This window comes from Bradyrhizobium sp. USDA3010, assembly GCF_056429065.1.
The window spans coordinates 403,925-423,342 of record NZ_JBWJZD010000004.1 but is presented as its reverse complement, the minus strand read 5'-3'; the positions used below and the strand labels follow the sequence as shown (position 1 = coordinate 423,342).

Here is a 19,418-nt window from a genome sequence, read left to right as displayed (position 1 = left end):
CTCAGCGCCTCAACGATACCCCACGCAAATGCCTGGACTTCAAGACACCCGCCGAGGCATTCTCCAAGCTCAAATCAATCGTTGCACTTCAAACGTGACTCCATCTCCCGGCTTTCGCCGGGACGACACCATCTTTGGGGCAGCTGCTTCAAAACCACCTCACATCACGACAACCTTGGCGCCGACATTGACGCGGCCGTAGAGGTCGATGACGTCCTCGTTGCGCATCCGGATGCAGCCGGACGAGACGTTGGTGCCGATCGTCCAGGGTTCGTTCGAGCCGTGAATGCGGTAGAGCGAGGAGCCGAGATACATCGCGCGGGCGCCGAGCGGATTCTCCGGGCCGCCTTCCATGTGCCGCGGCAGATCGGGACGGCGCGCCAGCATTTCCGGCGGCGGCGTCCAGGCCGGCCATTCCTTCTTCGCCGAGATCGTCTTGACGCCGGCCCAGGTGAAGCCGGGCCGTCCGACGCCGATGCCGTAGCGCAGCGCGCGGCCGTCGCCCTGCACCAGATAGAGGAACTTGTTCGGCGTATCGACGACGATGGTGCCGGCGCCTTCCTTGCCGCTGTAATCGACCAGCTGCTTTTCATATCTGGGATCGAAGGGACGCTGCGTCGGATCACCCGCAGCCTCTTCCTGCTGGCGGATCATCTGCTGCTGCGGGTCCATCGGCGGCAGCCCCTGGCGGTTGCCGTAATAGGCCGGCTGCTGCTGATACATCGGCTCTCGCGAATAACCCTGCGACGACGGCGCATCGCCGAACAGGAATTCGATGAAGCCGCCGCCCATGTTGGAGCGTTGCGGCTGCGCATAGGCGGTGCGCATCGGCGGCTGCGCTGCGCCCTGGTTGGCGTAGATCAGGGAGGGCTCGGGCTGAGCCGATGCGTCGATCGCCATGGCATGTTGGGGAATTGCGATAAGCGAAGAAGCGCCGGCGAGCAGCGCAAGCGTGGTTTTCCTGAACATCGACGTACTCTGTACTGGTTTCGTCGTGACGTGTGACGTGGACGGAGCGCACATGCGCCGTTGCACGTGGTCAATAAGCAATGAAAACCGCATCGGTTTGGTAAACGGATCGGCCGTTTCGATTCACCACGTCGGCAATGCCGCGCGGTTTTGCCGGACAGCGTTTATTTTGCATGAATGCCGCAGCGACATGGTTAATCGCCGGTATCGCAGCGGTTGCGCGCACTCGGCGCAAACTGTTCCCGCGTGAACCTGACGTTAAATCACCTCTCGCTAGAACGGACTGCAGTGAAGGGGCGGGAATGAAATCATGTCAGTGAAGCGTAAGCGTTTTCGTGTCGAGCAGGCCATGGGCGAAGTCGTGATGCCGGAGCCGGAAGTTGCCGGCGGCACCGAGCTCGGTCCGATGCATCGGGAGATCATGGCGGAGCTTCGCTCGATCCGCGCCCAGATGGCCGCAGCGCCGGCGCAACGCACGGGCGACAGCGTCGATGCCGCCGTCGCCCGCGAAGTCGCCGAGACGCATGCGCTGCTCGAGACCTACCGCGCGCAGGTCGAACAGTGCGAGAAGCTCAAGGTGGAGCTCGACCTGATCCACGACGCGATCAGCCGCACCAAGCGCGAGATCGCCGTGCTGCACGGCAAGAGCTTCAACGGCGAGGAGATGGCCAAGGTCAACGGCGAGCTCGGCGCCGTGGTCGGCGGCACCGAACAGGCCACCCAGCAGATCCTCGAAGCGGTCGAGGCGATCGACCAGGCCGCGACCGCGCTCGCCAACAACGTCACGCCCGACCAGCAGAAGCGGCTCAGCGAAGATATTCAGGAGCGCGTGGTCTCGATCTTCGAGGCCTGCAACTTCCAGGACCTCACCGGCCAGCGCATCAGCAAGGTGATGCAGACGATGAAGTTCATCGAGCAGCACATCAACGAGATGATGAACATCTGGGGCGGCGTCGACGCGATCAAGACCCACGTCCCGCCTGTTGTCGACACCCGCGAGGGCGATGCCCGCCTGCTCAACGGCCCGAAGCTCGACGGCGACGCCGGCCACGCCTCGCAGGACGACATCGACGCGATGTTCAACTGAGATTTGTCGGATCAAGACGAGAGCGCCGGCCTCAGGGGCCGGCGTTTTTGTTTCGCCCGTCATTGCCGGGACGATGCGAAGCATCGAGCCCGGAATCTCGAGATTCCCCGGTGCGCAATTGTCCACCTGTGGTTCGGTCCTGCGGACCGCCCCGGAATGACGGATCAGCCCTCACGCCCGCGGCGCGCAGCGGACGTAGACCATGTTGCCGTAGCGGGTGGCGGCGTCCTTGTCGACGAAGCGGGTGATCAAGACCCGGCCGTCGAACGAGATGATCTCGCGGTCCTGCTCGCCGGGCACAGGTCCGGGCGGGCCGATATAGTTCTTGCCGCTTGGGGAACCCTTCAGCCGCAGTTCCTGCGGGGTGGCCTGGTCGGCCAGATGCATGATGACGCCGCCGTTCTGGCCGGCGCCGATCACGTAAGGCTGCTTGCACTGGCCGCGTGCGGCGGCCTCGGTACGGGCGCGGTCGGCGGGATTCTGGAACGAGGCGAGGCCCCAGCGGCCGACGATCTCGTCGGGGCGGATGCTCGCCGGCATCTCCGGAGCCACTCCCGGTTCGACCGGCCCCGGCTGGGGGTTCGACGACAACGACGGCAGGCTCATGCTGCCGCACGCCCCCAAAAGTGTCGTCAGCGCCGAGACAGCCGCGAACCGTGCGACCAATCGCGCGTTGAGTGACTTGATCATATGCATCCCCCGAACTATCTCCCGGCCGCACCCGTCATGCAGCCAAGCGTAAAACTTAAGGCGGAGCAATGACGTCTGATAAAATTACGTCATCGCTACGATTTGGTTTCCGGTCCACCATCCTATATTGGCCTCACCAAGGCCTTAACCCGTTTGCTTGACAGAAACTGCGCCAAGCCATATTTCCCGGCGCACAATTAGCACTCTCGCACCACGATTGCTAAATGCGCCGGGCGTCCTGCCTGGCGCCGACCGGGCCGGCATTCAACGCCGGTCTCGATGAACCGGACCTGAAACCGAGCCTCCAAGAGGGAACGTCATGGCTAAATCCAACTTCCGCCCACTGCATGACCGCGTCGTGGTCAAGCGTATCGATGCCGAGGAGAAGTCCAAGGGCGGCATCATCATTCCGGACTCGGCCAAGGAGAAGCCGTCCCAGGGCGAGATCGTCGCCGTCGGCCCGGGTGGCCGCGACGAGGCCGGCAAGCTGATCCCGATCGACCTCAAGGTCGGCGACCGCGTGCTGTTCGGCAAGTGGTCGGGCACCGAGGTCAAGCTCGACAACCAGGAGCTCCTCATCATGAAGGAGTCCGACATCATGGGCGTGCTGGCGTAAGGCCACGACCAATTCGAGAGCGCCCACTCTCTCCGCTGTCATGCCCGGACTTGATCCGGGCATCCATCAACTTCGAAAGAGTCTTGCAAGGACGATGGATTGCCGGGTGAAGCCCGGCAATGACGGGCGTAGATGCCGGGCGACCGCATCCAATCATTCCAGGAGTTCAAATCAATGGCTGCCAAGGACGTAAAATTCGCCGGAGACGCCCGCGACCGCATGCTGCGCGGTGTCGACGTGCTCGCCAATGCCGTGAAGGTGACGCTCGGCCCGAAGGGCCGCAACGTCGTCATCGAGAAGAGCTTCGGCGCTCCCCGCATCACCAAGGACGGCGTCACCGTCGCCAAGGAGATCGAGCTCGACGACAAGTTCGAGAACATGGGCGCGCAGATGCTGCGCGAGGTCGCTTCCAAGACCAACGACACCGCCGGTGACGGCACCACCACCGCGACCGTGCTGGCGCAGGCCATCGTCCGCGAGGGCGCCAAGGCGGTCGCCGCCGGCATGAACCCGATGGACCTCAAGCGCGGCATCGACACCGCGGTCGCCGCCGTGGTCAAGGACATCGAGAAGCGCGCCAAGCCGGTCGCCTCCTCTTCGGAAGTCGCCCAGGTCGGCACCATCTCGGCCAATGGCGATGCCGCGATCGGCAAGATGATCGCGCAGGCGATGCAGAAGGTCGGCAACGAGGGCGTCATCACCGTCGAGGAAAACAAGTCGCTCGATACCGAGGTCGACATCGTCGAGGGCATGAAGTTCGACCGCGGCTATCTCTCGCCCTACTTCATCACCAATGCCGAGAAGATGACCGCCGAGCTCGAGGATGCCTACATCCTGCTGCACGAGAAGAAGCTGACCGGCCTGCAGTCCATGCTGCCGGTGCTGGAAGCCGTGGTGCAGTCGGGCCGTCCGCTGCTGATCCTCGCCGAGGACGTCGAGGGTGAGGCGCTGGCGACGCTGGTGGTCAACCGCCTGCGCGGCGGGCTCAAGGTCGCTGCCGTCAAGGCACCGGGCTTCGGCGATCGCCGCAAGGCGATGCTGGAGGACATCGCTATCCTGACCGGCGGTCAGCTGATCTCCGACGACCTCGGCATGAAGCTCGAGAACGTCACGGTCAACATGCTCGGCCGCGCCGGCAAGATCGTGATCGACAAGGAGAACACCACGATCGTCAAGGGCGCCGGCAAGAAGAAGGACATCGACGCCCGCGTCGGCCAGATCAAGGCGCAGATCGAGGAAACCACCTCGGACTACGACCGTGAGAAGCTGCAGGAGCGCCTTGCCAAGCTCGCCGGCGGCGTTGCGGTGATCAAGGTCGGCGGTGCGACCGAGGTCGAGGTCAAGGAGAAGAAGGACCGTGTCGAGGACGCGCTGAATGCGACCCGCGCGGCTGTCGAGGAAGGCATCGTGCCGGGCGGCGGCGTCGCGCTGCTGCGCGCCAAGAAGGCGGTCGGCCGTCTCACCAACCCGAATGCCGACGTCCAGGCCGGCATCAACATCGTGCTCAAGGCGCTCGAAGCTCCGGTCCGCCAGATCTCGGAGAACGCCGGCGTCGAGGGCTCGATCGTGGTCGGCAAGATCCTCGAGAACAAGTCGGAGACCTTCGGCTTCGACGCCCAGACCGAGGACTATGTCGACATGGTCGACAAGGGCATCATCGACCCCGCCAAGGTGGTGCGCACCGCGCTGCAGGACGCCTCCTCCGTGGCCGGCCTCTTGGTGACCACCGAAGCCATGGTCGCCGAACTGCCGAAGGACGCGGCGCCGGCGATGCCGGGCGGCGGCGGCATGGGTGGAATGGGCGGCATGGGCGGCTTCTAAGCCCCGTCTGCACATCCGCGTCGAGATCGAAGGCCGCCTCCGGGCGGCCTTCTTTTTTGTGGGCTGCGGGATGAGCGTGCGTGAAGCGTTGAACGACATCCGCTCGTGGCCCTTTCGGTGAAGTTCGCGCAGGAACCTCGCCTCACCTGGGATGTTGAAAAGCGATGCAATAACTCAGGAGGAAACTCTCATGAGAACGCTATTACTGGCCGGTGTCATGGCGGTTGCTGGTTGCGCTATCGCCGCGCCGATCTCCATTGCGCCCGCGTCAGCTCAGGTTGCGGTTGATACTCCGCTCGGCGGCGTCAGAGTGGGCCCGGAGCCCCGTTACTACCGGGACTATGATCGACCCGCTTATCGTGCCTACGGATATGATCGCGGATATCGCGGATGCCGCACGGTCACGATCGAGCGTGACGATGGTTCGGTCCGCAGGGTCCGCCGTTGCGACTAGCAGCACCGGACTAGATCGATCCTGGGACTCGCAACAGCGTCGAGCCGGCTCTCGCAATCAGGGAATGAAAGCCATCCACTGAGGCCGCTTCAGTTGGCCGCCTTCTTCATTTCGCGAGTACCGCACGATCCGTGGATGTCTGCTCACGAGGGCCTATCGGATTACGGCGCAAGGCCCGCCGACTTCTGCGTTTGACCGCTGCAGACTTGAGCCGGTCCTCAACGCTGCTTGGAACGGAGAAGCGAAGAAGGCGGCCGCGCCGCGGCGCTGCTTCAGCGGCGAATACATTAACCAAACCAAAATTCCCGCAAAAAATTTGCGCGGCCCTCTTGAAACTTTTTCCAGATTTACAAATTTCTTCGGCGTCGCCATGAGGCGATCGGGATGCCGTCAGGGTCCCGCCACTTGAGACGGGCACCGGAAGTGTCCGGTGCCGCTCGTAACCATTTTGCTCTTAGGAGGATCTGGCTATGCGCACTGTAGATTTTTCGCCCTTGTTTCGGTCGGCCATCGGATTCGACCGCCTGTTCGACCTCGCCGAAGCCGCCCAACGCGTCGGCGAAGAAAGCTATCCACCCTACAACATCGAACGCCTCGACGAGAACAGCTTCCAGATCTCGGTTGCGCTCGCCGGATTCAAGCCGGACGAGGTCGATCTGACGGTCGAGCGGGACGTCCTGACCCTTGAGGGCCGCAAGAACGATAAGGAAGGCAAGACTTTTCTGCACCGCGGCATCTCGGCGCGCAATTTCAAGCGCCAGTTCACGCTCGCCGACCACGTCGAGGTCAAGGGCGCCCGCTTCGAGAATGGCCTGCTCGTCATCGACCTGCAGCGGGAAATCCCTGAGGCGATGAAGCCGCGCCGCATCGCGATCAACGGCACCGCCCCGAACAACATCACCCAGATCGAAGCCAAAGTCGCCTGAACCGGCCTCGGGCGATTTGGATCGATCGACGCCGCGCGGGGCCTCCTCGCGCGGCCTCCCCTTAACTCGTCTCAGATTTGGAGGCAGCCATGCGGCCGACGACCGCCCTGGACGACAACGTTTTCGATTTCAACTATCTCCCTCATCCCGGCACCAAGTTCGAGCACCCGAGAGACGTGGTCTCTCATTCAGGCCTCACGCTCGCCGAGAAGCGAGCCATCCTCGCCTCTTGGGCGTCCGACGCCTCCGCAATCGCGTCCTGTCCGTCCCTGAGGGCGCCCGAAGGATTGAAGGCACCGGTCGCGATCGACGAGATCCTCGAGGCGCTCTGCGCGCTTGACGGCGGCGCCTGGCACCCGCCTGGCGGCAAACCTATGCGGCTACGGTCGACCGAACGCCGCGCCGCGGCCTGAAGCGTAGGCCGTACCACTGTCACGCGGAGGGACGACGATGTTCGAACAAAACTTGGCCCGTATCCGTGCCCATCGCAACGCAATCCACCGCCACCGGAAGCTGCTCCGGACAGAATTGTCTGATCTCGAGCGCGATTTCATCGATAGACGGATGGCCGAAGAGCAGGCCGCGCACGATGCTCTGGTTGCCGAAACATTCCCGGTGACATTTCCTCTTCCGAAAGATTCATCGTCGGCTTCCTCGAGCATGGGGGCGGCGTCATGAGCGGCATTCGAGACCTGACCTGCTGGACGGGCGACGACCGCTTCGCGGCGTTCGATATCGTGCTGAAGCGGCGCGGACGCAGCAGGTGGAAATGGTCTGTTCGTACGACCGACGGACATACCGTCATGTGCGGCTCGGAATGCAGTCGTGACGGCGCGAGATACAAGGCGCAGCGCGCGCTGTTCCTCCTGCTGTGCGCAAGTGCTTCATGCCTCCCCAAGTTGCCGCTGAAGCCGACCGATCGTGCTCGGCGAGCCGCTGGCCGGTCGAAGAACGCAGGAACGTCAGAGATTTAACGGTGGCCCGACTGTGGCGGGTCACAAGGACACGCCTCGGCGCGAATCCCTCAACGCACGACCGCGATCGACGTCACAACGCGTCGAGGCCGACAGCCGCTATGCGACGCAGATGCCTGATACCGCGACCTTCTGGAACAGGTGCGGCAACGCCACTGCCGACGCCGGGTAGGCCGACAGCTTGGCCCTGAACTCCGGATTGCTGAATGCGGCACGGAAGGCGGCGGTCGATTCCCAGACCGCGTAGTTCAGATAGGTCGGGCTCTCGCCGATCGCGCGGTGCAGCTGGGTCGAGATGAAGCCGGGCTGCCGCTTCATGATGGCGGCGTCGGCCTGCCAGGCTTCCAGAAAGATCTCCTCGTCGGCCGCATCGAGCGTGAAGAGGTTGACGAGCACGATGTTGGTGGCATCGACCGCGAGCTGGCGGTCGATCGGGAATGCAGGGTCGAGGGGGCACATCTGCGGCATGGCTGGCTCCGTTGATTTGGTGCTATGATGTCATTACGTTACGATGGATACGTACTATTTTGACATTATGATGTCAATATCAACTTATGGTGACAAATGCCGCAGACCAAGCGAACGCCGGCCGGCGAAGCCCTGAGCAACCTGATTCTCGACCTGTTCAGGCTCAACAGCCTGCTGTTCACCGCCGGCGACCGGATGGTGGCGGGACTTGGGCTGACCAGCGCGCGCTGGCAGATCCTCGGCGCCATCGTCACCGCCGAACGCCCGCAACCGGTCGCGTGGCTGGCGCGCGACCTCGGCGCGGCCAGACAGAACGTGCAGCGGATCGTCAACGACCTGCAAAGGGACGGGCTCGTCACATTCGAGACCAATCCGCATCATCGCCGCGCCCAGCTCGTCGTGCTGACCGAGAAGGGGCGGCAAAGCTTCGACGCGGCGATGCGCCTGCAGCTGCCCTGGGTGAACGGCCTCGCCGACGGATTGTCGATCAAGGACCTCGAATCCACCAGTCGCGTCGTCAGCACACTGCGCGGCAGGCTGGAGAGCGGCCAGGAACCTGACGACCGCGCATGACAGCGATTCTGGAGGCGCCGCCGTTAGGCGGCCTTCTTTTTTGGCCAATGAGACGGAGGTTTGCTAGTTACGACGGAACCGATTCTGGCCTTCGAGGACTTATCGTATGCGCGCGCTCCCGCTCCTGCTGCTCGGTCTTGCCGTCGCCTCGGCGCCTGCTCTCGCCCAGATGAAGCTGCAAACCAAGGCGGCGCCGTCGAATGGCCCCGAGACGCGCTATTTCACCGCGATCGACGGCCTGATGGACGGCAATGCCGACGTCGTGCTGAAGGAAACCCGGCAGGGCAAGACCGTGACCGCGGCCGTGCTCGACGTCTGCTATCCCGCCGACAAGAGCTCCGACCGCAAGGACCGCTTCGTCGCCAACCTGACCGTCAACGGCCAGACGCTCACCGGCACCACCCAGAGCGTCGCCGACAAGCAGCCGATCACGGTCAAGCTGAACCGCAAGCAGACCGGCGACAGCTTTGAATTCCGCGGCCAGATCACGATCGGCCAGACCGTGACCGAGGTCGCCTCGACGGACAATTCCGATCTCAGCGAGAAGGAATTCCAGGACAACCAGGCCACCGAGGACGGCATCACGCCGCAGCCGAAGGACTTCACCGACGTCTCGCCGGAATCGATCGGGGTGCGGGTGAAGCTCGATGCGGCAACCGATTTCCTCAAGAGCCTGAAAGGCGAGGCGGTCGAGATCGGCACCTCCAGCCTCGCGGTGACCTGCGATGCGATGCGCTCCGGCGAGCAGACCCTCAACCTCACCGTCGATCCCGAGCACGCCGGCGCGCTGCTTGCAAAGGCGAAATCAGCGCCCGGCGTGACGGCCGCCGGCTGGACCAGCGGTGTGGTCGAGATGGACCGCACCATCCGCTTCGCCGCCGCCGACTGGCGTGATGGCGACAAGATCAACAAGGACAAGCTCGCATCCGCGATCGCGGACGTGCTGGCGAAGACGCTTGCCGCAAAGCCGGCCTCGGCGACATGGAACGCGAATACCGGCAAGCTCAAGCTGGTGCTGAAGCGGCCCAGCGCGATCTACCCTGCGCTCGGCCTCACCCAGAACTACGAGGTCACCGCCCTCGTCTCACCCGACAAGCCCGGCAGCTCGGACCGGCTGATGCTGTGGGTCTCAAGCCCCACCGTCTCGACGTCGGACGACAGCGCCGGCGCCAAGCTCAATCTGTCCGACGACTCCGGCAGCGACGAGGAAGGCAGCGAGGCCAAGGACGACAACGGCGCGATCGACGCGCTGGTCAAGGAATTCAAGGGTCAGCGCTGGGACGCCGACAAGTCGGTGTGGCGCTGAAGCCGTCGCGCTGCCGATTCAGGCTACCCTCGTCTTCAGCGGCACCACGTTGTCGCGCGTCCATCTCGGGAGCTGCGTCCGGACTGGACTGCAGCATCGCCTCGCTTCTGACGAACAATTCGAACGAGGCTCGATCGCGGCGCGATCGAGCTGCGCCCGCAGCTCGGGACGAAGTTCGTCGCCGCGCAGCGCGGCGATCGCATCGAAGTTGCGCATGATGTTCTCCTGTGTGACGACAAAGACGCTCTCGCCTGCGCGTTGCGCGAACCACCCGCTTTCCGATTGCGCGATGACGTTCGAGAAGCGGCGCTAAGCGCCATATCGATAAAGCGGAATCTCGCCTCCAACGCGCTCGCGCGCCCGATCTGGAATCGGGTGGCTCGACGCACGTCTTCGAATGCCTATTGCGCACATCGAGACAACGCCGGTCGCGATACCGGCAACGCGCAAATGGAGACGAAGAGATGTCAGAGGAAAACAAGACCATCGTAGGCCGGTGGTTCAAGGAGTTCTGGGGCAACCCCTGGAATCCGCGCATCATCAACGAGCTCGCGACACCAGACATTGTCGTGCACTACCCGATGCACGAACCGAAGAAGGGCCGCGCCGCGGTCACAAAGTTCATGACCGAGTTTCGCGAAGCGTTTCCGGATCTCAATTTCTGGGGCGTCGGCGATCTCGTCGCGGAAGGTGATCTCGTCGTCGGCCGCTGGGAAGGCGGCGGCACGCACACCGGGCCCGCCTTCAGCGACTTCCGGCTCGGCTCGCTGCCTGCGGCCTCCGGCCGCAAGATGACGTTCGCCGGCACGACCGTGCTGCGCGTGCAGGACGGACGGATCGCCGAGGAGCTCGGACAGGAAGATGCGCTGACGGCCATGCTGCAGCTCGGCCTCATTCGCTTGCCTGAACAGAGTGTCTATGCCGGGTGAACCGGCGCTTCATCGACGATCGCATCGCGGCTACCCGAACGCACTTTCCGTGCGCTCGGGTAGCGCAAACGATCGGCGCGGTGAAAGCGAAGCGCTCTGATCCGCCGGCTCGCTGGACGAATTCCAATGTTGCTGCGCCGGCATCGCGTCTCCTGATGCGGTGCCGGCGCAGGCTCTCCGCAGCGGCTCTTTATCAAGCCGGAAAGATCAGGCACGTCGTCGTGCCATGCGCGAGCAGCCGTCCCTTCTCGTCGGTGACCCTGCCCTCCGCAGTACCGATGCGGCGGCCGCAATTGAGGACCTTGCCCTCGGCCCGGATCGGGCCGGTGTCCGGCGTGATCGGCCGCACCAGCGAGATCTTGAATTCGAGCGTGGTCTGGCTCGTGCCGGCGTCGAGCGTCGACTGCACCGCAAGGCCCATGCAGCTGTCGAGCAGTGTCGCGGTGAGCCCGCCATGCACGGTGCCTGCCGGATTGAGATGCGCATCCGTCGGCAGCAGCGTGACGACGACGCGGCCGTGCTCGGCTTCAGTGACGTCATAGCCGAGGGTCCGCGCGATGGTGTTGAGCGGCAAGGCGCCCGAGGCGAGCCCTTGCACGAATGCGAGGCCGCTCATCCTGAGTTTCTGTTCGGCACTGACGGTGCCGTAGCTCTTGGCCATTGCTGATCTCCATTATCGCATCGTGATGTCTGGCAGCCGCTTCCGTCGCAGCGAGACGGGCGAACGGCCGTAGAGTTTTGCGAATGCGGCGTTCATGCGCCTTGCGCTGGAGAAGCCGGCGCGCTGCGCCACCAGACAGATCGGGAGATCGCTGCCGTCGATCAGGCGCTTGGCGCGCTGCACACGCAGCGAGAGCGCGACCTGCAGCGGCGAGGCATCGAGATGCTCGGCGAACAGCCGCGACAGATGCCGCGCGCCGATGCCAAGCCGATCGGCCAGCGCAGCGACATTGCCGCGGTCGAGGGCGCCCGCTTCGATCAGCGCCAGCGCGCGCTCGACCGTCGTCCTGGTGCCCTTCCATGCCGGGCAGAACGGCGCCGCCTCGGGACGGCAGCGCAGACAGGGCCGGAAGCCGGCGCGCTCGGCCGACGCGGCGCTGCCGTAGAACCGCACATTGCGGGCGAGCGGCGTGCGCACCCGGCACACGGGACGGCAATACACGCCCGTCGTCCTGACCGCGACGAACACGATGCCGTCCCAGGCCGGGTCGCGGCGCTGAAAGGCTGCATATTGGGCGGCGAAATCGAGCATGCCATCGCTATAGCGGCGCCTAAGCGCCGCGACGACCCGCTTTGCGGTGACGGCGTCCGGAAACGACCGCCTGGAGCTAGAGGCGCTTGGTCATGAACAGGCTGGGGCGATGCTGATGTCAGGCTTGTGCATCTCTGGCCCAATGCAGGGTCGTCGTCGCGATTGTCGGCCGCGCTCACCGCCCCGTCAATTTGCGGGGACTGCGACCAAAAGACTTCGTGCTGCCGCAGTTCGGTCACCGAAAATTAAGGCTCGATTTAGTTTCGAGGATCATCCTTTGCGTCACCGAACACGGGTCACGCCATGCAAGACCGCGAGCCGATCAATCCTGGGAGCATCTGGCCAACGGATGTGACGGAGGGTCATTCGCCGGCGCAGACGGCGGACCTCTGGGACGTCTCAGGCGAGAACCACGACGCCGCCCTGCTGCTGCGCGAGCCGTTCGCCGACCGGATCGGCACCGCGCTGCTGGCAGCCACCGCACTGGCCGCAAGCTTCGTGCTGGGATGGACGGGCGGCGCCAACTGGCACGATTTTGCGGCCCCCGCCCCGATCCCGGTTGCCCAAAAGGAAGCGCCTGTCCCGCATGTTGCCGAGACGCGGTCGAGCCCAAGAAGCGAATCGAGGGGCGAGCGCCGGACCGCGTCCAACGCCGACCCCGCCGTCACCGGCAGCATTCCGAAGAACGCCCCTGCCAGCCCGCGCCCGCTCGCTCTCGGCGCCGCGCCCACCACCCTGAACGCGCAGGCCGCGGCGCTCGGAACGAAGCAGCCCGTGGCAGCAGCGGCGGAGACCCGGCCGAGCACGATTCCCGGATGGTCGGTGGTCGAAGTCCGCGACGGCACCGCCGTGCTCGAGGGGCCGGAGGGCGTCAAGATGGCCGCACGCGGCGACGTCGTCCCTGGCCTCGGCCGGGTCGATTCCATCGTGCGCTGGGGCAATCGCTGGATCGTTGCCACCGCGAGCGGATTGGTCGCAACGCCCTGAGCGCCCGCGCGATGCGTGTCAGTTGCTGTTGATCACAAAACGCAGCGACTTGCTGCCGATGAACGTGACCTGATCACCTTGCCGCCGCCAGCTCGTCATGTCGCCGAGCGCTGCGAGCAGGTCCTTGTCGGCCTGCGCCCGGTCCGGCGGGCAGCTGCGGTTCTCCATCGCGCCGGGAACGAACACGATGGTGTTGCCGGCAACCGAGAACTGGCCCTTGCCGCCGTCGCACCACAGCTCGAGGATCACCTCGCCATTGTCGCCGACCTCGATCGAGGGAATCCGCTTGGAGCCCGGCATCCGCGCGGCATCGAGCGTCATCACGAAGCCGAACGGGAATTCTTCCTGGGCCCGCACCGGCCCCGCGCCAAGCGCCGCTGCAACGACCACCAAAGCGGCCATCCCGCCGTTCAGAATCCGCTTCATCGAGATCATGCCATTCCCAGCAATTGCGACGCCGCCCTTGTATGGGACGAGGCCGCGATTGGCCAGAATGGCGGCGCGAGAAAAAGCGCTGGAAAAGCAAAATCCCCGCGGGCTCGCACCCGCGGGGATCGTCGTTTGGGCGACGCCTCGCCTTCTTATTTCAGAACCATCGCCGTGAACGGGTAGACATAGGCCTGCAGGGTCACAAACAGACCGACCAGGCACGCCAGCACGATCGAGTGCAGGAACACGTAGCGCAGGATCGATCCTTCGTGGCCGTACCAGTTGGTCGCGGTGGAGGCAACCACGATCGATTGCGCGTCGATCATCTTGCCCATCACGCCGCCCGAGGAGTTCGCCGCCGCCATCAGGATCGGCGACAGGCCGAGCTGCTCGGAGGTGATCTTCTGCAGATTGCCGAACAGCACGTTCGATGCGGTATCCGATCCGGTCAGCGCCACGCCCAGCCAGCCGAGCAAGGTGCCGAAGAACGGATACAGCACGCCGGTCGCCGCGAAGGCGAGGCCGAGCGTTGCGTCGACGCCGGAGAGCCGGGTCAGCGTGCCGATCGCCAGCATCGCCGAGATCGTGATCAGCGAGATCGCGCAGAGACGGATGGTGCGGCCGTACTCGGCGATCAGCTTGAGTGGCGAGAAGCCCATCAGGAGGCCGGAGATGATCGCCGCGATCAGCATGCCGGTGCCGGTGAACGACAGGTAGGTGAAGCTGAACACGGCGCCTTCCGGCGTCGGCTTGGCGGCTACCGGCGGCACCTTGAAGATCAGCTTGTCGAGCTCTGGCACCGCATAATTCCAAGTGAAGTTGGCATTCGCCCAGGTCTTGAAGGCCCCATTGCCCCAGATCAGCATCAGGATGCAGACGATGATCCACGGCAGCAGCGCGCTCCACAATTCGCCCTGGGTCAACGGCGTCTTGTCGAGCGGCTTGGCGGCCGCCATCGTCGCCGCCGATTCATCGCGGCCGCGCAGCGCGGGCGACAGCCAGAGCTGGCGCGGCTGCCAGACCTTTAGGAACAGGATCAGCGCGCCCATCGAGATCAGCGAGGCGCCGATATCGACGATCCAGGGATTGATGTAGTTCGAGATCACGAATTGCGGGACCGCGAACGACACGCCGGTGACCAGGATCGCCGGCCAGATTTCCTTCATGCCGCGCCAGCCCGCGAACGCCCATACCACCCAGAACGGCACGATCAGCGAGAACAGCGGCAGCTGCCGGCCGACCATGGCGCCGAGGACGTAGGGATCGAGCCCGGTGACCGAGGCGAGGCCCTGGATCGGCGTGCCGAGCGCGCCGTAGGCGACCGGCGCGGTGTTGGCGATCAGCGACAGGCCGGAGGCCGCGAGCGGCGAGAAGCCGAGCCCGATCAGCACCGCACCGGTGATGGCGACCGGCGTACCGAAGCCCGAGGCGCCCTCGAAGAAGGCGCCGAACGAGAACGCGATCAGCAGCAACTGCAGGCGGCGATCCTCGGTGACGCCGCCGACCGCGCGCTTCAACAGCTCGAACTTCCCGCACCTCACCGTGACCTGGTAGAGGAAGATGACGTTGAGCACGATCCAGCCGATCGGAAAGAACCCGGTGACGATGCCGAGGATCGATGCGCGGATCGACATGCCGGCCGGCATCGTGAACACGAAGATCGTGATCAGGTTGGTCACGATCACGGCGACGATGGCGGCGATATGTGCCTTCACCTTGCCGCTGGCGATCAGCACCAGCAGCGTGACCACGGGAATGGCGGCCGCGATCGTCGACAGCCCGGCATTGCCGAGCGGATTGTAGATTTGATTCCAGGTGCTCATCTCGGGGTCCTTCCCACATTCTTGTGCAGCGCCCCGGCCTTGGTGCAGCAGGCGCGCTGGTGCGGTTGCGGGAGTCCGTCGGAAGAATTGCAGCCCCGGCTCGCGAATGAACGATCGGTAAGGATCGCTCACATCCTCGCGAAAAATCGAAGGTCCCCCGCCCCTCGCCGTTGTCGTCATGCTAGAGTTGACTCGATCGCCGGGACAAGCCAACGCTTGCATGCCAGAGCTACGACTTTAGTCGAGGGCTACGCCGATTGTCCCGATTCTTCAGGCCGTTGCGGCCCATCCCCCGGAGACGATAATCTGTGAACAACATTCGCTCGACGCTCGCGACGGTGTGGCGCATCGCCTCGCCCTATTTCAACTCCGACGACAAATGGGCAGGCCGCGGACTTTTGGCCGCGGTGGTGATCATCGAGCTCGCCACCGTGTTTCTGACCGTGCTGTTCAACCGCTGGAACAATGTCTTCTACAATGCGCTGCAGGAGCGTGATCAGGCGGTCTTCACCTATCAGATCGGTTATTTCTGCGTGCTTGCGGCGTTCTGGATCGGCCTGAAGGTCTACCAGCTCTATCTCAATCAATGGCTGCAGATCCGCTGGCGGCGCTGGATGACCACGCGTTATCTGGGCGGCTGGCTGAACGATGCCAACCACTATCGTATGCAGTTGCTCGGCGATGCCGCTGATAACCCCGACCAGCGTATCGCCGACGACACCCAGCGCTTCGTCGAACAGACCCTGACGCTCGGGATCGGACTATTGAGCGCCGTGGTGACGCTTGCTTCCTTCGTGTTCATCCTGTGGGGCCTGTCCAATCAGGCGCCGCTGCATCTGTTCGGCAAGGACCTCGCGATTCCCGGCTATCTGGTGCTGGGCGCGCTGGTCTACGCGATCCTCGGAACGGTCTTGACCCATGTGATCGGCAGGCCGCTGGTCGACCTCAACTTCCGGCAGCAACGGTTCGAAGCCGATTTCCGCTTCAACCTGGTGCGGACCCGCGAGAACGCCGAGCAGATTGCACTGCTCCACGGCGAACCGGCGGAGCGCACGCGATTGCTCGATCGCTTCGGCTTCGTGGTCGGAAACTGGCTCGACATCATGCAACGAACCAAGAAGCTGACGGCGTTCACCGCGACCTATTCGCAAGCCGCCGTGATCTTCCCCTACGTGTTGATCGCACCGGCCTATTTCGCCAACAAGATCCAGCTCGGCGGCATGATGCAGACCGCGTCCGCCTTCAGCAGCGTGCAGGATTCACTGTCGTTCTTCATCACGGCCTACCGGACGCTGGCCGAATGGCAATCGGTGGTCGCGCGTCTCGATGGCTTCGAGAACTCGATCCGCGGTGGCGATGCGCTCGCGCAGCGGCAGGACATCATCCACGTCAAGCCCACGGGCGGTGACGCGATCGATCTCAACGATCTCCTGGTCACCCTGCCGGACGGCAAGCCGCTGCTCACGGCTGACGGCTTCAGCCTTCGCGACAACGAACGCACCCTGGTCACCGGTCCCTCCGGCGCCGGCAAGTCCACGCTATTCCGCGCAGTGGCCGGCATCTGGCCGTTCGGCCGCGGCTCGGTCAATATCCCGGCCAATGCCAGCCTGATGATGCTGCCGCAACGTCCCTATCTGCCGATCGGCTCGCTGCATGACGCGGTGGTCTATCCGGGCCAGGCCGCGAGCTATGATGCGGGACGGGTCCGCGAGGTCCTCGCGGCGGTCGGACTGCCGCAGCTCGCGGCGCGGCTCGAGGAAGAAGCGCACTGGAACCGGATGCTGTCGCTCGGCGAGCAGCAGCGGCTCGGCATCGCCCGGGCGCTGCTGCATGCGCCGCAGTTCCTGTTCCTCGACGAGGCGACGGCCTCGCTCGACGAGCCGTCGGAGGCCGCGCTGTACCGACTGATCACCGAGAAGCTGCCCGACACCACGGTGGTTTCGATCGGCCACCGTTCGACGCTCGACGCCTTCCACCAGCGCAGCATTTCGCTGGTCCGCGACGGCGACCGCTTCACCTTGCGTGACAAGGTCGAGGCCGCCGCGTCGTAACTGCGTGACCGGGTCGGCCGCGGCCACGGCCTGCGGTTGCCCTTCGCGACGCCGGCCATAGGCGAAGGCGGCCAGCCAAGCACCACCACCGGTACCCGCAAAGCAAAGGGGGCGGCAGATTGCTCTGCCGCCCCCGGGATCCTCGCAAGAGGAAATTACTTCAGGTTGGACATCGCGGTCAGGTCGACCGAGAGCTTGGCGATGCCGGCCGCGCCGCACCAGTTGGAGCCCGTGCCGAGCGGGTTGATCGGGGTGACATTGGTGGTGCCGCCCGCGGTATAGTCGCTCGTGAAGGCGCTGCAATTGCCCTTCGACAGGTCGGTGTCGGAGTAGCGCAGATCGAGCGTGAACACCTTGTAGGTGAAGCCGATGCCGATGTTCCAGGTGTTGTAGTCGGCATACTTGATGCCGTTCGGGAACGCCGGAACGCCGTAGAAGCTGTCGGAGGTGCCGAGCCACTGCCGGCCGAACTCACCCGACACATACATGCCGACGCCGCTGGTGCCGAACACGGTGCTCGGCGCGGTGTACTTGCCGATGATCGAGGAGTAGTTGCCCCAGGCGCCGGTGTTGAGGAAGTTGGGCGAGTAGTACTCGTTGATGGTGAACGCCCAGTTATCGTTGATGGTCCAGGTCGCCTTGCCGTAGACTTCGAAGAACGAGACGTCCTTCTTCATGACGTTGCCGTTCGGCAGGAAGTTGAGGGCGCACTCGGCACCGAGCGCCTTGCCGGCGGTGTCGAACGGCGCGCCGAAGTAGCAGGTTCCGCCCGGATACAGGTAACCCCAGACACCGATGTCGAAGGCGAAGGCGCCGAAGGTCGGGCGGATACCGCCGTAGACGTCGACTTCGGCCGCGGCGCGGTTGGCGAACGAGATGCTTTCGGTCGAGGTGCCGATGTAGAGCTGCAGGTCCTTGTTGACGTTGTAGCGCGGCTCGAAATAGGCGGTGACCGACGGATTGTGGTTGGACTGGGTGACGCCGCGGAAGATGTAGTCGCTCAGGATGCCGGCGCCGAAGGCGACGTCCCAGGGATCGAAGGGAGCCGGCGGCGGCGCCTTGACGGCCTTCACCGCCATGTCAGCGGCCATTGCCGAGCTCGAAATCATTGCTAGCGCCGTTGCCAACAAAGCCAGTTTCTTCATGACGATCCCCATCTACTTTTCCAGACAGCCCCGCTCCGGTGGCCCCCAGGGCGCGCGATAACGGACTGCGACTAAATCGCGTGGGTTCAATCTGAGGCCCGTGCACGGGACCGTGAAGCCAAAAAGACATGCATGTGCCGACTTTTTAGGCGTTTCAGCACTCTCGCCACACGTTGGTTGACGGGTGTTGCATTTGCACCACAAGACTCATGGCTCCCGCCCTGGTTGAGCGGCACGCAAAATCGGATTCGAGCAACAGTTCGACATGCTGCAGTCGGTATCGACGCGAATCGCGTCTCCGCAAAACTACGGACGGCCGATACGGAAAAAGCCGCAGCGGCGTCCGCTGCGGCTTCGATCAGGTGAACCGGTACAGGTTCGGCTAGTGGTGCTCGCTGTCGGAAGTGCCCCAGCTCGGCGCCGGCTCGTGGCTCGGCGTGGCCCAGCTCGGGGCCGGCTGCGGCGCGGGCTCGGGCGCCGGGGGCGCTGCAACCGGGGCAGCCGGCTTCGGCGCGGCGGCCTTCTTCGGAGCGCTCTTCTTGGCGGCCTTCTTCGCAGCCGGCTTCGCGGCCTTCTTCGGAGCAGCCTTCTTCGCAGCTTTCTTAGCGGTCTTCTTGGCTGACTTCTTCGCCGATTTCTTCGCAGACTTCTTCGCGGCCTTCTTCGCAGTCTTCCTGGCCGACTTCTTCGCGGACTTCTTCTTCGCCGCTACCGCCTTCTTGGCCTTTTTGGCCTTCTTGCTTTTCTTCGCCTTCTTCGACTTCGCCATCGTGGTCCTCCTGTTGCCGCTGATTTGAGTCCACCGCGTATTGAAGTGATCGCTTGCCGGTCAGCAGCTGCACCTCGAGGAGAGGCACCTTCCACTTCGCTTTGTCGGGCATGATGGCCGCGCGATCGCTTCGCGTCTGTGGCAGGGAA

Annotated in this window: 23 protein-coding genes; 13 read left to right on the top strand and 10 right to left on the bottom strand. The window is 64.3% G+C overall.

The features are described 5' to 3' along the window. Positions 1-159 precede the first annotated feature (159 nt). Entirely contained in the window at positions 160-969 is an 810-nt protein-coding gene (locus AC066Y_RS10045) for a L,D-transpeptidase (protein ID WP_478273724.1), read from the bottom strand. A 310-nt stretch (positions 970-1,279) separates the two neighbouring features. Between AC066Y_RS10045 and AC066Y_RS10040 the strand changes: the two genes are divergently transcribed. Continuing rightward, complete coding sequence (locus AC066Y_RS10040; protein ID WP_478273723.1) at positions 1,280-2,056, top strand: protein phosphatase CheZ; 777 nt, start codon at positions 1,280-1,282, stop codon at positions 2,054-2,056. Positions 2,057-2,227: 171 nt separating this feature from the next. Here AC066Y_RS10040 and AC066Y_RS10035 read toward each other — a convergent pair whose 3' ends face one another. Further along, on the bottom strand, positions 2,228-2,746 hold the full coding sequence (locus AC066Y_RS10035) for a hypothetical protein (RefSeq protein ID WP_478273722.1): 519 nt from the start codon (positions 2,744-2,746) through the stop codon (positions 2,228-2,230). Between the two features lie 319 nt (positions 2,747-3,065). On the opposite strand from AC066Y_RS10035, the gene AC066Y_RS10030 reads away from it, so the two are divergent. After that, positions 3,066-3,362: a co-chaperone GroES gene (locus AC066Y_RS10030; protein WP_173638580.1), complete on the top strand. Its 297-nt coding sequence runs from the start codon at positions 3,066-3,068 to the stop codon at positions 3,360-3,362. Positions 3,363-3,536: 174 nt separating this feature from the next. After that, positions 3,537-5,183 (top strand): chaperonin GroEL, encoded by a 1,647-nt coding sequence (gene groL, locus AC066Y_RS10025; protein WP_478273721.1) that lies wholly within the window; start codon positions 3,537-3,539, stop codon positions 5,181-5,183. Positions 5,184-5,790: 607 nt separating this feature from the next. On the opposite strand, the gene AC066Y_RS10020 is transcribed toward groL, so the two are convergent. Continuing rightward, positions 5,791-6,009, bottom strand: a complete 219-nt coding sequence (locus AC066Y_RS10020; protein WP_478273720.1) for a hypothetical protein — start codon at positions 6,007-6,009, stop codon at positions 5,791-5,793. 98 nt (positions 6,010-6,107) lie between these two features. Between AC066Y_RS10020 and AC066Y_RS10015 the strand changes: the two genes are divergently transcribed. The 4 genes from AC066Y_RS10015 (at position 6,108) to AC066Y_RS10000 (ending at position 7,537) form a co-directional block, all read left to right on the top strand. Then, positions 6,108-6,563 carry an Hsp20 family protein gene (locus AC066Y_RS10015; protein ID WP_478273719.1) on the top strand — a complete coding sequence of 152 codons (456 nt, stop codon included), beginning with the start codon at positions 6,108-6,110 and terminating at the stop codon, positions 6,561-6,563. Positions 6,564-6,652: 89 nt separating this feature from the next. Further along, complete coding sequence (locus tag AC066Y_RS10010; RefSeq protein WP_478273718.1) at positions 6,653-6,976, top strand: hypothetical protein; 324 nt, start codon at positions 6,653-6,655, stop codon at positions 6,974-6,976. Between the two features lie 37 nt (positions 6,977-7,013). Continuing rightward, positions 7,014-7,241, top strand: a complete 228-nt coding sequence (locus AC066Y_RS10005; protein WP_478273717.1) for a hypothetical protein — start codon at positions 7,014-7,016, stop codon at positions 7,239-7,241. Next, entirely contained in the window at positions 7,238-7,537 is a 300-nt protein-coding gene (locus AC066Y_RS10000) for a hypothetical protein (RefSeq protein WP_478273716.1), read from the top strand. Before AC066Y_RS10005 ends, AC066Y_RS10000 begins: the two co-directional genes overlap by 4 nt. A gap of 99 nt (positions 7,538-7,636) precedes the next feature. On the opposite strand, the gene AC066Y_RS09995 is transcribed toward AC066Y_RS10000, so the two are convergent. Next, entirely contained in the window at positions 7,637-8,005 is a 369-nt protein-coding gene (locus AC066Y_RS09995) for an antibiotic biosynthesis monooxygenase family protein (protein WP_478273715.1), read from the bottom strand. A 96-nt stretch (positions 8,006-8,101) separates the two neighbouring features. On the opposite strand from AC066Y_RS09995, the gene AC066Y_RS09990 reads away from it, so the two are divergent. After that, complete coding sequence (locus AC066Y_RS09990) at positions 8,102-8,578, top strand: MarR family winged helix-turn-helix transcriptional regulator (protein WP_478273714.1); 477 nt, start codon at positions 8,102-8,104, stop codon at positions 8,576-8,578. Between the two features lie 106 nt (positions 8,579-8,684). After that, the gene (locus AC066Y_RS09985) at positions 8,685-9,884 is read left to right on the top strand and encodes a hypothetical protein (RefSeq protein ID WP_478273713.1); all 1,200 of its coding nucleotides are present in this window, start codon (positions 8,685-8,687) and stop codon (positions 9,882-9,884) included. 18 nt (positions 9,885-9,902) lie between these two features. Here the strand turns inward: AC066Y_RS09985 and AC066Y_RS09980 are convergent, their stop codons facing one another. Then, positions 9,903-10,100 carry a hypothetical protein gene (locus AC066Y_RS09980; protein WP_478273712.1) on the bottom strand — a complete coding sequence of 66 codons (198 nt, stop codon included), beginning with the start codon at positions 10,098-10,100 and terminating at the stop codon, positions 9,903-9,905. 248 nt (positions 10,101-10,348) lie between these two features. On the opposite strand from AC066Y_RS09980, the gene AC066Y_RS09975 reads away from it, so the two are divergent. Next, positions 10,349-10,813, top strand: coding sequence for an ester cyclase (locus AC066Y_RS09975; protein ID WP_478273711.1), 465 nt, complete (start codon positions 10,349-10,351; stop codon positions 10,811-10,813). Positions 10,814-11,006: 193 nt separating this feature from the next. Here the strand turns inward: AC066Y_RS09975 and AC066Y_RS09970 are convergent, their stop codons facing one another. Together AC066Y_RS09970 and AC066Y_RS09965 are read right to left on the bottom strand one after the other, a co-directional pair. Then, on the bottom strand, positions 11,007-11,474 hold the full coding sequence (locus AC066Y_RS09970) for a PaaI family thioesterase (RefSeq protein ID WP_478273710.1): 468 nt from the start codon (positions 11,472-11,474) through the stop codon (positions 11,007-11,009). A 12-nt stretch (positions 11,475-11,486) separates the two neighbouring features. After that, the gene (locus tag AC066Y_RS09965; protein ID WP_478273709.1) at positions 11,487-12,065 is read right to left on the bottom strand and encodes a bifunctional transcriptional activator/DNA repair enzyme AdaA; all 579 of its coding nucleotides are present in this window, start codon (positions 12,063-12,065) and stop codon (positions 11,487-11,489) included. Between the two features lie 351 nt (positions 12,066-12,416). Between AC066Y_RS09965 and AC066Y_RS09960 the strand changes: the two genes are divergently transcribed. Then, complete coding sequence (locus AC066Y_RS09960) at positions 12,417-13,052, top strand: hypothetical protein (RefSeq protein WP_478273708.1); 636 nt, start codon at positions 12,417-12,419, stop codon at positions 13,050-13,052. An 18-nt stretch (positions 13,053-13,070) separates the two neighbouring features. Here AC066Y_RS09960 and AC066Y_RS09955 read toward each other — a convergent pair whose 3' ends face one another. After that, on the bottom strand, positions 13,071-13,487 hold the full coding sequence (locus AC066Y_RS09955) for an META domain-containing protein (RefSeq protein ID WP_478273707.1): 417 nt from the start codon (positions 13,485-13,487) through the stop codon (positions 13,071-13,073). Positions 13,488-13,633: 146 nt separating this feature from the next. Beyond that, positions 13,634-15,304: an L-lactate permease gene (locus AC066Y_RS09950; RefSeq protein WP_478273706.1), complete on the bottom strand. Its 1,671-nt coding sequence runs from the start codon at positions 15,302-15,304 to the stop codon at positions 13,634-13,636. 308 nt (positions 15,305-15,612) lie between these two features. Here AC066Y_RS09950 and AC066Y_RS09945 point away from each other — a divergent pair, with 308 nt between their 5' ends. Further along, on the top strand, positions 15,613-17,355 hold the full coding sequence (locus AC066Y_RS09945) for an ABC transporter ATP-binding protein/permease (RefSeq protein ID WP_478273705.1): 1,743 nt from the start codon (positions 15,613-15,615) through the stop codon (positions 17,353-17,355). 155 nt (positions 17,356-17,510) lie between these two features. On the opposite strand, the gene AC066Y_RS09940 is transcribed toward AC066Y_RS09945, so the two are convergent. Next, positions 17,511-18,500, bottom strand: a complete 990-nt coding sequence (locus AC066Y_RS09940) for a TorF family putative porin (protein WP_478273704.1) — start codon at positions 18,498-18,500, stop codon at positions 17,511-17,513. 404 nt (positions 18,501-18,904) lie between these two features. On the opposite strand from AC066Y_RS09940, the gene AC066Y_RS09935 reads away from it, so the two are divergent. Further along, on the top strand, positions 18,905-19,297 hold the full coding sequence (locus AC066Y_RS09935; protein WP_478273703.1) for a hypothetical protein: 393 nt from the start codon (positions 18,905-18,907) through the stop codon (positions 19,295-19,297). Positions 19,298-19,418 lie beyond the last annotated feature (121 nt).